Origin of the sequence: Pseudomonas syringae (assembly GCF_021605415.1) — a bacterium.
Lineage (GTDB): Bacteria > Pseudomonadota > Gammaproteobacteria > Pseudomonadales > Pseudomonadaceae > Aquipseudomonas > Aquipseudomonas syringae_S.
Window position 1 is genome coordinate 326,771 of the sequence record NZ_WKEQ01000001.1, and the last position, 14,516, is coordinate 341,286.

Sequence of the window (14,516 nt, forward strand, 5' to 3'; positions counted from 1 at the left end):
ACACGCCTGATGAGCGAGCTTTTTTACAACGCTGTGCCGAACGCCACCCGCGTCGCACCGCCACTGCCCGAACCTCGGCAATACCCCAGCGAGAAACCGTCGCGGGTTTACCTCTTCGGTACATGCGTGGTCGACCTGTTCTACCCCGAAGCCGGGATGGACGCGATCCACTTGCTGGAGCGCGAAGGCATCCGGGTCGACTTCCCGCAAGGACAGAGTTGCTGTGGACAACCGGCCTACACCTCGGGTTACACCGAGCAGGCGCGGACGGTGGCGCGCGCTCAACTGGCGCTGTTTGCCGGTGATTATCCGGTCGTCGTGCCATCGGGTTCCTGTGCCGGCATGTTGCGCGAGCACTACGCCGACCTGTTCAAGGACGAGCCACAAACGTTGAAACAGGTGCAGGCCCTCGCGGCACGCACTTATGAATTGGCCGAGTTTCTGTTGTTCGTCTGCAAAGTGCAGCTCAAGGACAGCGGCGCTCCGGTGAAAGTCGCGCTGCACACCTCGTGTTCGGCACGTCGAGAAATGAACACCCACCTGCACGGCCGCGAGTTGTTGGCGCAATTGAGCAACGTGGAACGAGTCAATCACGATCACGAAAGCGAATGCTGTGGCTTCGGTGGGACATTCAGCGTCCGAATGCCAGACATTTCCGGCGCGATGGTGGCCGACAAGACCCGGTCGTTGAAGGAATCCGGTGCGCATCAGGTACTCAGTGCCGACTGCGGCTGCTTGATGAACATCAACGGCTCGCTGGAAAAACAGAAGGAAGCGTTGCGCGGCCAACACCTGGCCAGTTTCCTGTGGCAACGAACCGTAGGTGCGAAATGAGCACCTCGACGATTATTCCTACGGTCGCCGTAGAAGAAGACTTCCGCACCCGGGCGCACAATGCCTTGGGTGATCAGCAGTTGCGGAACAACTTCCGCACGGCGATGGATTCACTGATGACCAAGCGGGCAGCGGCTTTTAGCGATGCCCTCGAAAGAGAGGATTTACGCACGCAGGGCAATGCGATCCGTGCCCGCGCGCTCTCCAAGTTGCCCGATCTGCTCGAGCAACTGGAACAGAACCTGACCCGCAACGGTGTGACAGTGCACTGGGCGGAAACGGTGGACGAGGCCAATGGCATCGTCCTCTCGATCATCCGCGCTCACGAGGCGCGGCAAGTGATCAAGGGCAAATCGATGGTCAGCGAAGAGATGGAAATGAACCATTTCCTCGAGGCTCAAGACATTGAATGTCTGGAGTCCGACATGGGGGAATACATCGTCCAGCTCGACCACGAAAAGCCTTCACACATCATTATGCCGGCGATCCACAAGAATGCTGGTCAGGTCGCGTCCTTGTTCCACGACAAACTTGGCGTGGAATACACCAAGGACGTTGACCAACTCATTCAGATCGGTCGCAGAGTCCTGCGGCAGAAATTCTTCGAAGCGGACATCGGCGTCTCCGGCGTCAACTTCGCCGTGGCCGAGACCGGCACTTTGCTGCTGGTGGAAAACGAAGGCAACGGCCGCATGACGACGACAGTGCCGCCCGTGCACATCGCCGTGACCGGCATCGAAAAAGTCGTGGAAAATTTGCGCGACGTGGTGCCGCTTTTGTCGTTATTGACCCGCTCGGCGCTGGGCATCCCGATTACCACCTACGTCAACATGATCTCCGGGCCGCGCAAGGAACATGAACTCGACGGCCCGCAAGAAGTGCATCTGGTGCTGCTCGACAACGGTCGCAGCCAGGCTTTTGCCGACAGCGAATTGCGCCAGACACTGAATTGCATTCGCTGTGGCGCCTGTATGAATCATTGCCCGGTCTACACCCGAATTGGTGGTCACACCTATGGGGAGGTTTACCCGGGGCCTATCGGAAAAATCATCACGCCGCATATGGTCGGCCTGGCGAAAGTGCCGGATCACCCGAGCGCGTCGTCGTTGTGCGGCGCCTGCGGTGAAGTGTGTCCGGTAAAAATTCCTATCCCGGCCATCCTGCGGCGACTGCGCGAAGAAAACGTCAAAGCGCCGGACTCGCCACATCAGGTGATGCGGGGTCAGGGCAGCAAATATTCGCGCAAGGAACGGTTTATCTGGAATGCCTGGGCGAAGCTCAACAGCTCGCCAACGCTGTATCGACTGTTCGGCTTCTTCGCCACGCGCCTGCGTGCGCTGGCACCCAGCAAAATCGGCCCCTGGACGCAAAACCACAGCGCACCGAAACCCGCTGCCCGCTCACTGCATGACATGGCCCGCGAGCATCTGGCCAAACAGGGAGATCGCTGATGAGCGCCAAGCAAAATATACTCGGCAAATTGCGCAAAAGTCTGACGGGGACCACGCCAGTGGCCGACGATTTTGATGTCGATCTGGTGACGCAGCCTTACACCTACGACGCCGAACAACGCATCCCACAACTGCGCAAACTGATGGAAGCGGTGCACACGGAAATCCACCTGACGTCCGATGAAGGTTGGCCGGCGCTGTTGGCACAATTGCTGCGCGACCGCCAGTTACCCAGCCTGTTGATCGCACCAACCACGGCTCATGGACAACGCATCACACAGCACTGGGCGAACAATCCCGAGCTGCCAACGCTGAAATCCTACGACCGGCCGATGGAAGAATGGAAAGCCGAGTTGTTCAACGACACCCCGGCCAGCATCACCGGCACGCTCGGCGCCATTGCCGCTACCGGCAGCCTGATTCTGTGGCCGACCCGCGAAGAACCGCGACTGATGAGCCTGGTGCCGCCGGTGCATTTCGCGCTGCTCAAGGCCAGCGAAATCCGCGACAACTTTTATCAGGTGCAGCAGGAATTTCAGTGGGCTCAAGGGATGCCGACCAACGCTTTACTGGTGTCGGGCCCGTCGAAAACCGCTGACATCGAGCAAGTGCTGGCTTACGGCGCACACGGCCCGAAAGACCTGGTGGTGTTGATCCTGGAGGACCAATGACGTTACCGGCGACTTTCCTGCGTGATGCGCAAAGTCTGATCCCGCAAGAGCGGCGCTTCGACGATTATTTATCGACCCTTGCCTTCGGCACTGACGCCAGTTTCTATCGGCTGATTCCGCAACTGGTGATCCGCGTCGAATCCGAAGATGAGGTTGTAGCGCTGCTGAAACTGGCCCAGCGCGATCATGTTCCCGTGACCTTCCGTGCCGCCGGCACCAGCCTGTCCGGCCAGGCGATCAGCGATTCGGTGCTGATCGTACTGGGGGATAACTGGAACGCTCGCGAGATTCGCGGCCAAGGCACGCAAATTCGCCTGCAACCGGGTGTAATCGGCGCTCAGGCCAACGCGTGGCTCGCACCGTTCGGGCGCAAGATCGGCCCGGATCCGGCGTCGATCAATGCCTGCAAAATCGGCGGCATCGTCGCCAACAACGCCAGCGGCATGTGCTGCGGCACGGCGCAGAATACCTATCACACACTCGCCGGCATTCGCCTGGTTTTGGCCGATGGCACACGCCTCGATACCGAAGACGCCACCAGTGTCGCTGCGTTCAGCGCCAGTCACGGCGACTTGCTGGAGCGCCTGGCGACATTGGGCCGCGAGACCCGCGCCAATGCCGAACTGGCGGCAAGAATTCGCCACAAATACCGTCTGAAAAACACCACCGGCCTGTCGCTAAACGCGCTGGTGGATTTCGACGAGCCTGTGGATATCTTGAGTCATTTACTGGTCGGCTCCGAAGGCACCCTCGGCTTCATCAGCGCGGTGACGTACGACACCGTCATCGATCACCCGAACAAAGCGTCGGCACTGATTGTGTTTCCGGATGTGGAGACTTGCTGCAACGCGGTGACGGTGCTGAAAAGCCAGCCTGTGTCCGCCGTTGAGTTGCTGGATCGACGCAGCCTGCGCTCGGTGCAGGACAAACCCGGTATGCCAGCTTTCGTACAGCATCTGTCGAATAATGCCTGCGCGCTGCTGATCGAATCCCGCGCCGCTTCGTCCACTTTGCTACAGGAACAACTGGCGCAAATCATGGCGTCGCTCAACGGCTTCCCGGTCGAGAAACAGGTCGATTTCACAGAAGACCCCTTGGAAAACGCCCGCCTCTGGGCGATCCGCAAGGACACCTTCCCCGCCGTCGGTGCTGTGCGTAAAACCGGCACCACGGTGATCATCGAAGACGTGACCTTCCCGGTCGAGCAACTGGCGGTCGGCGTGAACCGCTTGATCGAGTTGTTCGACAAACATTCCTACGACGAGGCAATCCTCTTCGGACATGCGCTGGAAGGCAATCTGCACTTCGTCTTCACCCAAGGCTTCAACAGCCCGGAAGAAGTCGCACGCTATCAAGCGTTCATGGATGACGTGGCGCAATTGGTCGCCGTGGAGTTTGGCGGCTCGCTAAAAGCCGAACACGGCACCGGGCGCAACATGGCGCCATTCGTTGAACTGGAATGGGGCAGCGACGCTTATCAGTTGATGTGGCAACTCAAACGCCTGCTCGATCCCAACGGCATCCTCAACCCGGACGTGGTGCTCAGTGAGGACCCGCAGATTCATCTCAAGCACCTCAAGCCATTGCCGGCGGCCGACGAGATCGTCGACAAGTGCATCGAGTGCGGCTTTTGTGAGCCGGTCTGCCCGTCGAAGGGACTGACCTTGAGCCCGCGCCAGCGCATTGTGATCTGGCGTGATATCCAGGCGAGAAAACGCGCCGGCATCGACACGGCGGAACTGGAAAAAGCTTACGAATATCAGGGCATCGAAACCTGCGCCGCGACCGGGTTGTGCGCACAGCGTTGCCCCGTAGGAATCAATACCGGGGAGCTGGTGAAAAAGCTTCGCGGGCAACACGCCACACACACGAAAACCGCCAACTGGCTGGAAGGAAATTTCGCCACAGCCCTGCAAGGTGCACGATTCACCCTGCACGTGGCCAACGGTGCACGGATGATGTTGGGCGCGCCGCGTCTGGCAAGACTTTCGGCAACATTGACCCGTTTATCCAAAGGCCAGGTGCCGCAGTGGACGAGCGCCATGCCACAACCGGAGAAGGCCATTCGCTTCAGTCCTCCGGTGTCGGATGAGCGCCCGCGCGTGGTGTATCTGGCTGCGTGTGTGTCGCGGGTGATGGGCCCGGCGGCGGGTGATGACGAGCAAATGTCGCTGTACGACAAAACCCGAGGTTTGCTGGAAAAGGCTGGTTACCAAGTGGTCTTTCCGGAGAATCAGGACAGCCTATGCTGCGGCCAGCCGTTCGCCTCAAAAGGTTACGCCGAACAGGGCGAACACAAACGTCAGGAACTGATCGGCGCGCTGCTCCATGCCAGTCGCGGCGGGCTCGATCCGATCTATTGCGACACCAGCCCTTGCACATTGCGGCTGGTCGAGGATGTCGGTGATGTTCGACTGGATCTGTACGACCCGGTGCGTTTCATTCGTACTCACTTGCTTGATCGTCTGGACTTCACGCCGCAGGAAACGCCGATTGCCGTGCATGTCACCTGCAGCACGCAGCATCTGGGCGAGAGTCAGGCGCTGATTGATCTCGCGCGCAAATGCAGCAACCACGTGGTGATTCCGGAGGGCATTCATTGCTGCGGATTTGCCGGCGACAAGGGCTTCACCACGCCCGAGTTGAACCGCCATTCCCTGCGCACGCTCAAGGACGCGGTGCAGCATTGCAGTGAAGGAATTTCCACCAGCCGCACTTGTGAAATCGGCCTGACCCAGCACGGCGGTATTGATTATCACGGGTTGGTTTATCTGGTGGATCGAGTCACCCGGGCTAAGGCATGACGAAGAAAAATTAGAACCCTTGAGCGAGACCGCAGTCCACCGAACAAGCCTCGAACCATCGAGGCTGTTCCTTCTTTCGGTGACCCAATGTGTCGGTCAGCGAAGTCTGGATTCCTCAGTTCAAGGAGATACAAATGAAGCGTTTTTTATTGCTAGGTCTGTGTGTCACTGCCTCGATGATGGCCTCCACTTCGTTTGCCGATAGCAAGCCAGCCGACCTGTGCGAAGCCAGCATTCAGCGAATCAACAACGCCAAGACGCAATATCAGACGTCGCCGGATCTGAATGCGCGCGTCTCGGCCAGCGTGCAAAAAGCCCAGGATCTTAAAAACAGAGGCATGATCGATGAATGCGTGGCGCAGACCCAGCAAACCCTTCTGGACATCCAGAACTCGACGGCTGATACCAAAAAGTAACCAGAATCCGCCTTATCGTTACGAGTTAGATAAAACGGCTTTTTAATGCCCGGTGTGAAAAAGAAGCGAATTCCTGCGTTCGCTCGCGGTCGACAGAACAGGTCCTATACTAACGCGGCCTGTTAAGAACTCGGCATCGCCGCCAGTCCGGCAGCACCGAGGCCCACCGTTCAAGGAGAAACCCATGAAGCATTCTGCAATTGCTGGATTGTTCATCGCTGGTGCACTTCTGGCGTCGCCGGTCTTTGCGGCGGAAAAACCTCCCAAAGACTTGTGCAACGGGAATCTTCAACTCATAAAGGACTTCATCACCAGCCAGCCTTCCATTCCGGAAACCTCGTTGAATAACGTCAAACAAGCTCACGAAAAAGGCATGGCGGCTCAGGCGGCGGGGGATGACAAGGCTTGTGTTGAAATCACCAATAGCATGCTCACGAAAATGCAGATTCGCGATCCGACACGTAACTGATACGACGAAGGCCAACCTGCGGGTTGGCCTTCCCACGCCATTTGCCGTACACTACACGTGCTTGTTGCCCCAACAGATGTACGGAGCAATGAGTTCGGGGCCGTTTAGGATTCGACGCCGGTCGCGAAACTTTAGGTGCATGCCGAGTTGGTAACAGAACTCGTAAATCCACTGTTGCAACTTCTTATAGTTGCCAATGACGACCAATACGGTGTTGCTCTCGCTGCTTAATTGCAGCTGACAATGCTCCTGGTACCTTCGGGTCCAGCAATCATCAGGGGATGTCTGTAAACCCGAAATGATTGTCATATAGAACAGAATCGCCGTGCAGTACGTTGTGGACGAATCGGCTAAAACTTACACAACTCGCCCAAAGCACCCTGCCCGTCGGGTCGCTGAGGGTTAACTTAATAGACACGGCTACGCATGTAGTACCGACAGCGGAGTACTGGCGGACGGGGGTTCAAATCCCCCCGGCTCCACCACTTCAACATCTAAAGACGTCCACGGACGTCTTTTTTTGTGCCTGAAATCCAGTGAAATCACGGGCTTCAGGGCCATTGGCTTCCGCAGAGGCATTTAGAGTTCCAGGCGTTTTGGTAACGGGCGAGGCGCAATTATCCGGGCCGTTCAACCTGTTCGGGCGTGAACACCAACTGACGCTGGGCGCCAACTACGGTCGCTTGCATCACACCGAACGCGGCCACTATCGCACTTCCGCCGGCTACCAGATTGCTGATCTCGACGACGTCCTCGCCGGCGCGGTGGTAGAGCCGGAGATGAACTACACCGACGAGCTCAACACGCAGCTTTTCACCGATCGCCAGAAAAGCCTGTTCGCCGGGGCGCGCTTCAGCCTGACCGATGACCTGCACTGGATCGCTGGCGCACGCATGCTCAGCGCCGACGGTGACGGCATAGGTTACGGCTCGCCCCACGACACGAGGGTACACGGCAAAGTCACGCCTTACACCGGCCTGGTTTACGACCTCAATCCGCAATGGAGCGTCTATACCAGCTGGACGGAAATCTTCAAACCGCAGTACTTCAGAAGCACGGCCGGCGGGGTGATCGAACCGCTGGAAGGCAAAAGCATGGAGGTCGGCGTCAAGGGCCGGCTGCTCGACGAACGCCTGACCGTCACCGCTGCCGTGTTCAAGACCGAGCAACAAAACGTCGCGCAAGCCACCGGGGAAATCGTCGGCGGCCAGTACGTGTATCAAGGCGTGGATTACAAAAGCAAAGGGGTAGAACTGGAAGCCTCCGGCGAAGCCTTCCCCGGCTTCGAAGTTTCCGGCGGTTACACCTACGTGCGCATCGAGGACAACGATGGCGACAAGGCGCGCCAATACGTACCGACTCATAGCGTGCGCGGCAGCGCGACGTATCGCTTGCCGAGCCTGCCACAGGCCCGAATCGGCACTCGCGTGCAATGGCAGAGTTCGACCCAGGTCGACACCAACAGCCGCGTGCAACAGAGCGCCTATGCGTTGGTGGATCTGATGGCCAGCTACGACTTCGACGAGCACTGGAGCACGTCGCTGAACATGAACAACGTCACCGACCAGAAATACCTGCTGTCGCTGTATCAAGCGGCCGGTTCGACCAACTACGGCGCGCCGCGCAACCTGACCGCTTCGGTGACGTGGAAATACTGATACCGATCAATCGCGGGCCATCCAAAGGAAACCCGCCCAGTGCGGGTTTTCTCGTCCTAGGAAATTTCCCGCGAAACGCGTCGGCTTTCATGAACTGGTACTCCCTCTAGCAGACCTATAGCCTCGTTGTTTCGCTGCACTTCGACAGGGAGCCATGGTGTGAAAAAGAACAGCCAGATTTTGCTTGATGAACTGCTGCAAACCTTGCCGCAAACCACTGAACCTGTGCCGTTGCCTCGGCGCCCTTCCAGGCCCCGCGCCAAGCCCCCGCTCAAACAGATAATCCGGGGTCGACCTGACATCGAAACACCCGTGCTGCTGGCCAATGCCCGGGATAACCTCACGTCCCTCAACTGCATCTGCGAGCGCTTTGCCGAAGAGTTGGAAGGTGATTCGCGCAAGAAAGCGCTGGCAATTCATCAATTGACGGTGCTCGCAGAAATGCTCATTAGCCGTGCGTTGGAGAGCCTCGATCCGACTCAACCCCCTGCTTTGGCCGCACCTGCCGTTGTCCATTGAGGAGCGCAACCCCAACAGGTTGATCGCGAATAACCGGTCAAAAAAGCGATGGGCAGACATGAATTTTTCTTCACTGCCCCGGCTTAACCAAACCTGTAGAGTCTGCGTGCTCATTCAAGAAACTACGGTTCGCCCGCTCTCCCGCGGGCTTTTTTTTGCCTGAAATCCGAGTAACCGCCACACCGTCCTTGCCCTGCCCCGGCCAACTGCGCGAACCTGCCCGCAGATCCTCGCGCAGGAGCGCCCCATGCCGATTTTCACTTTGCCCGGCGAACGCCTGACCCTGGCTGTCCTCAGCTCTGAGGAAGCAAACCTGGAAAGCGCTTTCTACCAGCGCAACCAGCGTCACTTGGCGCCGTGGTCGCCGATCCGCACAACCGAGTATTTCAGCACCGAGCAGATCGCCCGACGCCTGTCGATTCAGGCCAGCGCCTTCGAGGCTTCACTGGCGGTGCATTTTGCGATCCTGACGCCGGACGGCAAAAAGATGATCGGCGCCTGCAACTTCAGCGGCATCATTCGCGGGGCGTTTCAGGCGTGTTATCTGGGTTATAACATCGATGTCGAGCATCAGGGCCAAGGCTTGATGCGACAAGCCCTTGAAGTCGGGATCAGCTACATGTTCGACGTGCAGAATCTGCACCGGATCATGGCCAATTACATCCCGGGCAACGAACGCAGCGAGCGCCTGCTGGAAAGTCTGGGCTTCGAGCGCGAGGGCTACGCCAAGGCCTATCTCAACATCGCCGGACGCTGGCAGGATCATGTGCTGACGTCGTTGATCAACACAACCTTCGAGCACCCGGAAAAACGTTGGTCCCAGCCCTTAAAAACCAAATAACCCCGACGTATACCTGTAGGAGCGAGCCTGCTCGCGAAAGCGTTCCGTCAGTCACCACACCTTTGGCTGACACTCCGCATTCGCGAGCAGGCTGAACTGGCCTAATGATTTTGGACACTTCAATCGGGCGTTATGATGGCGCCCAAATCTGAGGTGTTTGGATATGCGTAAATCTTATTCCCGAGAGTTCAAGCTCAAGGCTGCCAGCTTGGTGCTGGACGAAGACCAGTCAGTTTCCGAAGTCTGCGCGAGTCTGGATATTGGCCCCACCGCATTGCGCCGTTGGGTCGATCAGGTTCGCCAAGAGCGTTTGGGCACCACCCCGCAGGGGGCTAAGGCGATTACCGCCGACCAGCGTGAGATTCAGCAGCTCAAAGCGTTGCTCAGGCAAAAAGACCTGGACATCGAAATCTTAAAAAAGGCCAGTGCTCTCCTGCTTTTGGACTCCAAAGATCATTTTCGTTGATCAGTGAGCTGGACGAGCAATACGGCGTTAACAATTGCTGTCGGGCGTTTGGAGTCAACCGCAGCAGCTTTTACGCTTGGCGGCAGCGCCAAGGCAAGGTGAAACCTGAGCGGGAGAAACTTAAAGCCGTGCTGGTCGAGCATCACAAGGAATCCAGAGCCTCTGCTGGGTCTCGCACCCTTTCCAAGGAGCTGCAAGCGAAGGGACATCGTGTCGGGCGGCATATGGCTCGCAGTTTGATGCGCGAAGCCGGTGTTGCCAGTCGTCAGCGGCGTCGGCACAAGTACAAATCTTCCGGCGTGGAAGCGCTGGTGGCGCCGCATGTGCTCAAACGCAAGTTTGATGTCACTGCGATCAACCAGGTGTGGTGCGGCGATGTCACGTACATCAAGGTCGGCAGGCGTTGGATGTACTTTGCGGCGGTGCTGGATCTGTTTGCTCGCCGGATCGTAGGGTGGTCATTCTCGATGATTTCCGATGCCACGCTGACCTGCGAAGCGTTGCGCATGGCGGTTCAATTGCGGGGCCGTCCAAAAGAGGTGCTGTTTCATTCTGATCAAGGTTGCCAATACACCAGCCACAAATTCAGGAATGAGATGCGCAAACATGGACTCCTGCAAAGCATGAGTCGTAAGGGTGAGTGCTGGGACAACGCCCCGATGGAGCGTTTCTTTGGCAGCCTGAAATCAGAGTGGGTTCCAGAAGGCGGCTACAGCTCGGAGCATGAAGCCCGTGTGGATGTGCAGCGCTATGTGATGCGATACAACAACGTCAGGCTCCATAGCTACAACGACTACCGGGCGCCAGTAGCCATGGAGAAACTGGCAGCGTGAAAACCTTAACAGGTGTCCAAAATTACTTGACAAGTTCAGGCTCGCTCCCACAGAGATTTGCGTGGACTGGTGAAATCTGTGCAACGCGATAAATCCGTAGGAGCCGGGCTTGCCCGCGAAAGCGTTCCGTCAGTCACCACACCTCTGGCTGACACTGCGCCTTCGCGAGCAGGCTCGCTCCCACAGAGATTTGCGTGGACTGGTGAAATCCGTGCAACGCGATAAACCTGTAGGAGCCGGGCTTGCCCGCGAAAGCGTTCCGTCAGTCACCACACCTCTGGCTGACACTGCGCCTTCGCGAGCAGGCTCGCTCCCACAGAGATTTGCGTGGGCTGGTGAAATCCGTGCAACGCGATAAACCTGTAGGAGTCGGGCTTGCCCGCGAAAGCGTTCCGTCAGTCACCACACCTCTGGCTGACACTGCGCCTTCGCGAGCAGGCTCGCTCCCACAGAGATTTGCGTGGACCGGTGAAATCCGTGCAACGCGATAAACCGGTAGGAGCCGAGCTTGCCCGCGAAGGCGTTCTGTCTGTCGAAACATCACTGGCTGACACTCCGCCTTCGCGAGCAAGCTCGGCTCCTACAGAAATGTGGGTGGATGCGCAGATCACAACGGATGCCTTGAGACCTGCTCGCGATCGTCAGAGCACCGCTTCGGACTGAGCCGTCACCACCGGCGCTGCGATTGTTTGCCGCGCCGGTTGTTCCAGTCTTGCCCGTCCGTAAAACGCCAGCGCCGTCAGCAAACAGGCAAACCACACGAAGATCGCCGCCCAAAACGTGTGGGACATGTAGTGCCAACCCTGCAGGACGCGCGTAGTGCCGTAGATGAAACCGAGCAGCAACGATCCGTACATCACGGCTTTGGCAAAGCGCCAGCGGTGACGGATCGCGACGAAGTACAGCGCCAGCATGGTGAAGCCACCGGACGCATGACCACCCGGCCAGCAACGGCCCTCGCCCGCCTCATGGAACAACTGAAAATTCTTGTACCACTCGATGTGCGGCATCTGGCCGCCGTAGAGCGTGGTCTCAATCGGGCAATACACGCTGGTGTGGGACTTGAGGAAATGAATCACGCCCGTACAGATCGCGAACGCAAACACCACAAACAGAAAATCCCGACGATGATCGGCGGCGAAGCGCAGCACCGGCGTGATTCGCCCGCGCTGCAACAAACCGCCCAGCCGTGGCGACTGATAGCGCGTTAACAGCGGCCCGACGAACGACAGCATCGCGCCGATCAGGGCGATTTCCGCCGTCCAGTTCGGAATGATCCGCGCCCACTTGTGGGTGATTTTTTCGAACAGGTGCACCTTGTCGAGCGGGAAAATCTGCGCCACCGGATCGAACGACAGATTGCTGAACGCGATGTCGATGCGCGTCATGTCGAACATCAGAAAAATCAGCGCCGCACAGATCAGCGGGATGCCGAAGTTGTAAGCGTAAAAACGGGTATTCATCGGGTCGTCACCGTGCGCCAGTCAGAGGCTTCGATGAAGCCGAGCATTTGCGGGGCTGCCGGAGTGGCCGCCGAGATAAACAATGAAGCGCCGTAGCCCAGCGTCGAGGCGGGCACCTTGAGGTCTTTTTCCAGTTGCGCCATGCACTCGCTGTGGGTCACCAGAATCAGATTGCGCCCCGGCACCTTGTGCGCGAGGGCGTCCTGCAACATGCGGCCCTTGCAGCTGATCAGCCAGTCGTCGCCGGTGGTGACTTTGTTGAACATATAAGAGGCTGTCTGCGCGGTGCGCACCATCGGGCTGTTGTAGATGTCGGTGTGAGCGAGGCCCAACTGCTCGTACTGCGCGCCGACATTCACGGCGACGCTGCGCGAGCGGTCGGTGATGCCATCGTCACCGCTCAGGCACGCCGCTGTCGAGTGATCGCAGCGCTCGACATGGCGCACCAGCACGATCATGTCGCCCTTCGCCCAGCCATTCGCCAACGCTTGCGCCCCGGCCACATTGCCGTGGGCCAGGTCGGGCACCGCCGCTGGCGCCAGCAGCCACAGGGTCAACGGGATCACCAGCGCCGACACCGCGAGCACCACCAGGGTATTTCGATAACGGGCCAAACCGCTCAGATCAATGGAGCGCTTTATGCCGAACAGGCTCAGTCTCAATTCCACATCAGGCCGCCTCACCGGCATGCATCACTTGTCATTCGATGCGGCGAGGGTAAAGACGAGGGCGTGGGCAGGGAGTGAAGCTCATGTGAAAAAAGTCTTGAGCGTTTGTGAGGCAAATCCTTAAGCACACTTGCTGAATGACCGGATTCGACGCGCACGCAGGTTTCGTCCGACAAAAACTTTCAGCTCTCGGGTTTGCGGCCGATAAAGGTCTGCTACCCACCTGCTGGCTCAAAAAACAACAATCTTCCAGCCATGCGACAACGATCAAGTAACACAACATTCCTGGAGGAATTGTGATGAATAGCTGGTTCGGCAACATCAGCGTGAACCTGAAACTGGGCCTGGGATTCGGCCTCGTCCTGGCACTGACCTGCGTCCTGGCCCTCACCGGCTGGACGAGCCTGGGCGGATTGATTGACCGCAGCAACTGGATGAGCGACATCACCCAGCTCAATTCCGGCCTGACTAAACTGCGTGTGGTGCGCCTGCAATACATGCTGACCAACGGCGACGAAACCGCCGCGCAGAATGTGCAGACCACCCTTGAGAAATTTACCGCGCAACAAGATGCGGTCATTGCCAAGTTCAAGAGCCCGGAAAATCTAAAACTGCTCAAAGAGCAGGCGAAGCTTCTCACCGAGTATCAAGTGTCACTGAACAAGATGCGCAACGCGTACCGCAACGGCACCACCGCCCGCGATGCCATGACCGCCGACGCAGCCACCGCCAACGCGTTGATCGAGGCCATCAATACCAGCGTCCAGCAAATGCCGTTGAGCGACCAGCGTTTCGAGCAGTATCAGGCCATCACCGCCGCGAAGGAGGCATTCATCCTCGCGCGCTATGAAGTGCGTGGCTATGTCGCCAGTGCCAACGCCGACACCGAAAAGAAAGTCGCCGATCAACTCGATGCGTCGATCGCCAGCCTGAAACAACTGAACGCGTATTTCGCCGACTCCCAACAGGACGCCCTGCGTCAGTTGGAAACCGCACTGACCAGCTATCGCAGCAGCGTGCTGGCGTTCAAGCGCTCCACGGCCGAAGCGGTGCAGGCGCGCAAGGAAATGACCGACCAGGGCAACACCATCGTGTCCCTGAGCGAGCAGCTGTATCAGATCCAGCTCGACCGCCGCGACGCCGAAAGCGCCCAGGCGCGCACCTTCCAGTTGATCAGCACGTTGCTGGCCCTGCTGGTGGGCGTGATTGCCGCCGTGATCATCACCCGTCAGATCACCGGCCCGTTGCGCGACACGTTGGCCGTGGTCGAACGCATCGCCAGCGGCGACCTGTCCCAGGACGTCAAAGTCACCCGCCGCGATGAACTTGGCGTATTGCAACAAGGCATTGCGCGCATGGGCGTGACCCTGCGTGATTTGATCAGCGGCATCCGCGATGGCGTCACCCAGATCGCCAGCGCCGC

The 14,516-nt window shown here is 58.4% G+C and carries 13 protein-coding genes, 1 other RNA gene and 1 pseudogene; 13 read left to right on the forward strand and 2 right to left on the reverse strand.

Annotated elements, in window-relative coordinates:
* The first annotated feature begins 9 nt into the window (after positions 1 to 9).
* The 12 genes from GIW69_RS01500 to GIW69_RS01550 all read left to right on the forward strand — a co-directional run bounded on the left by GIW69_RS01500 (position 10) and on the right by GIW69_RS01550 (position 10,962).
* On the forward strand, positions 10 to 834 hold the full coding sequence (locus tag GIW69_RS01500; RefSeq protein WP_236480368.1) for a (Fe-S)-binding protein: 825 nt from the start codon (positions 10 to 12) through the stop codon (positions 832 to 834).
* Entirely contained in the window at positions 831 to 2,285 is a 1,455-nt protein-coding gene (locus GIW69_RS01505) for a LutB/LldF family L-lactate oxidation iron-sulfur protein (protein WP_236480369.1), read from the forward strand. Before GIW69_RS01500 ends, GIW69_RS01505 begins: the two co-directional genes overlap by 4 nt.
* The gene (locus GIW69_RS01510; RefSeq protein ID WP_236480370.1) at positions 2,285 to 2,956 is read left to right on the forward strand and encodes a lactate utilization protein; all 672 of its coding nucleotides are present in this window, start codon (positions 2,285 to 2,287) and stop codon (positions 2,954 to 2,956) included. The genes GIW69_RS01505 and GIW69_RS01510 overlap by 1 nt, the downstream gene beginning before the upstream one ends.
* On the forward strand, positions 2,953 to 5,760 hold the full coding sequence (locus GIW69_RS01515) for an FAD-binding and (Fe-S)-binding domain-containing protein (RefSeq protein WP_236480371.1): 2,808 nt from the start codon (positions 2,953 to 2,955) through the stop codon (positions 5,758 to 5,760). The genes GIW69_RS01510 and GIW69_RS01515 overlap by 4 nt, the downstream gene beginning before the upstream one ends.
* Before the next feature lie 134 nt (positions 5,761 to 5,894).
* Positions 5,895 to 6,176: a PA2433 domain-containing protein gene (locus GIW69_RS01520; protein WP_236480372.1), complete on the forward strand. Its 282-nt coding sequence runs from the start codon at positions 5,895 to 5,897 to the stop codon at positions 6,174 to 6,176.
* A 184-nt stretch (positions 6,177 to 6,360) separates the two neighbouring features.
* Positions 6,361 to 6,645 carry a PA2433 domain-containing protein gene (locus tag GIW69_RS01525; RefSeq protein ID WP_236480373.1) on the forward strand — a complete coding sequence of 95 codons (285 nt, stop codon included), beginning with the start codon at positions 6,361 to 6,363 and terminating at the stop codon, positions 6,643 to 6,645.
* Between the two features lie 96 nt (positions 6,646 to 6,741).
* Positions 6,742 to 7,130: a transfer-messenger RNA gene (gene ssrA / locus GIW69_RS01530) on the forward strand.
* A 111-nt stretch (positions 7,131 to 7,241) separates the two neighbouring features.
* Positions 7,242 to 8,303, forward strand: a complete 1,062-nt coding sequence (locus GIW69_RS01535; protein WP_496570876.1) for a TonB-dependent siderophore receptor — start codon at positions 7,242 to 7,244, stop codon at positions 8,301 to 8,303.
* Positions 8,304 to 8,462: 159 nt separating this feature from the next.
* The gene (locus tag GIW69_RS01540; protein ID WP_236480374.1) at positions 8,463 to 8,822 is read left to right on the forward strand and encodes a DUF6124 family protein; all 360 of its coding nucleotides are present in this window, start codon (positions 8,463 to 8,465) and stop codon (positions 8,820 to 8,822) included.
* Between the two features lie 247 nt (positions 8,823 to 9,069).
* A complete protein-coding gene (locus tag GIW69_RS01545) occupies positions 9,070 to 9,663 on the forward strand; it encodes a GNAT family N-acetyltransferase (protein ID WP_236480375.1) in 594 nt (197 codons plus the stop codon).
* A 163-nt stretch (positions 9,664 to 9,826) separates the two neighbouring features.
* Positions 9,827 to 10,129: a transposase gene (locus GIW69_RS26275; RefSeq protein ID WP_496570877.1), complete on the forward strand. Its 303-nt coding sequence runs from the start codon at positions 9,827 to 9,829 to the stop codon at positions 10,127 to 10,129.
* The gene (locus tag GIW69_RS01550) at positions 10,126 to 10,962 is read left to right on the forward strand and encodes an IS3 family transposase (RefSeq protein WP_496570878.1); all 837 of its coding nucleotides are present in this window, start codon (positions 10,126 to 10,128) and stop codon (positions 10,960 to 10,962) included. Before GIW69_RS26275 ends, GIW69_RS01550 begins: the two co-directional genes overlap by 4 nt.
* A gap of 641 nt (positions 10,963 to 11,603) precedes the next feature.
* On the opposite strand, the gene GIW69_RS01555 is transcribed toward GIW69_RS01550, so the two are convergent.
* Both GIW69_RS01555 and pmrG read right to left on the reverse strand, forming a co-directional pair.
* The gene (locus GIW69_RS01555; protein WP_236480376.1) at positions 11,604 to 12,425 is read right to left on the reverse strand and encodes a phosphatase PAP2 family protein; all 822 of its coding nucleotides are present in this window, start codon (positions 12,423 to 12,425) and stop codon (positions 11,604 to 11,606) included.
* Entirely contained in the window at positions 12,422 to 13,093 is a 672-nt protein-coding gene (gene pmrG / locus GIW69_RS01560; RefSeq protein WP_236480377.1) for a lipopolysaccharide core heptose(II)-phosphate phosphatase PmrG, read from the reverse strand. The genes GIW69_RS01555 and pmrG overlap by 4 nt, the downstream gene beginning before the upstream one ends.
* Positions 13,094 to 13,527: 434 nt before the next feature.
* Between pmrG and GIW69_RS26280 the strand changes: the two are divergent.
* A pseudogene (locus GIW69_RS26280) lies at positions 13,528 to 14,454 on the forward strand (methyl-accepting chemotaxis protein); the annotation flags it as partial.
* Positions 14,455 to 14,516 lie beyond the last annotated feature (62 nt).

What these genes read in the sequence shown, in the direction of transcription:
- GIW69_RS01505 (WP_236480369.1), top strand. Translation starts at nt 831, where the DNA reads ATGAGCACCTCGACGATTATTCCTACGGTCGCCGTAGAAGAAGACTTC.
- GIW69_RS01500 (WP_236480368.1), top strand. Translation starts at nt 10, where the DNA reads ATGAGCGAGCTTTTTTACAACGCTGTGCCGAACGCCACCCGCGTCGCA.
- GIW69_RS01515 (WP_236480371.1), top strand. Translation starts at nt 2,953, where the DNA reads ATGACGTTACCGGCGACTTTCCTGCGTGATGCGCAAAGTCTGATCCCG.
- GIW69_RS01525 (WP_236480373.1), top strand. Translation starts at nt 6,361, where the DNA reads ATGAAGCATTCTGCAATTGCTGGATTGTTCATCGCTGGTGCACTTCTG.
- GIW69_RS26275 (WP_496570877.1), top strand. Translation starts at nt 9,827, where the DNA reads ATGCGTAAATCTTATTCCCGAGAGTTCAAGCTCAAGGCTGCCAGCTTG.
- GIW69_RS01510 (WP_236480370.1), top strand. Translation starts at nt 2,285, where the DNA reads ATGAGCGCCAAGCAAAATATACTCGGCAAATTGCGCAAAAGTCTGACG.
- GIW69_RS01520 (WP_236480372.1), top strand. Translation starts at nt 5,895, where the DNA reads ATGAAGCGTTTTTTATTGCTAGGTCTGTGTGTCACTGCCTCGATGATG.
- GIW69_RS01555 (WP_236480376.1), bottom strand. Translation starts at nt 12,425, where the DNA reads ATGAATACCCGTTTTTACGCTTACAACTTCGGCATCCCGCTGATCTGT.
- GIW69_RS01545 (WP_236480375.1), top strand. Translation starts at nt 9,070, where the DNA reads ATGCCGATTTTCACTTTGCCCGGCGAACGCCTGACCCTGGCTGTCCTC.